The sequence below is a fragment of the Micromonospora sp. DT62 genome, assembly GCF_049847285.1.
Taxonomy (GTDB): Bacteria; Actinomycetota; Actinomycetes; order Mycobacteriales; family Micromonosporaceae; genus Micromonospora; species Micromonospora reichwaldensis.
Genome location: NZ_JBNCOB010000086.1, coordinates 1 through 219, shown reverse-complemented (window position 1 = coordinate 219; position 219 = coordinate 1). Strand labels below are relative to the sequence as shown.

Sequence of the window (219 nt, the reverse complement as noted above, 5' to 3'; positions counted from 1 at the left end):
CTCCCGCATGATCGTCGGCTGGCAGGTGTCCACGTCGCTCTACACGGATCTGGCGCTCGACGCGCTGAAAATGGCGACCTGGCGCCGCGAACATCAAGGCGCTGACCTGCGCAAACTGGTCCATCACTCGGACAGGGGAGTCCAGTATCGAGCGATTCGCTACAGCCAGCGCCTCGCCGAGGCAGGCGCCGTCGCCTCGGTCGGCTCCAAGGGCGACTC

1 protein-coding gene is annotated in these 219 nt (G+C 66.2%); it reads left to right on the top strand.

Going from position 1 to position 219, the window contains the following annotated elements:
* Positions 1-219, top strand: a 219-nt coding sequence (locus tag ACPXCB_RS31615; RefSeq protein WP_425879788.1) for a DDE-type integrase/transposase/recombinase, incomplete at both ends; no start/stop codon positions are given.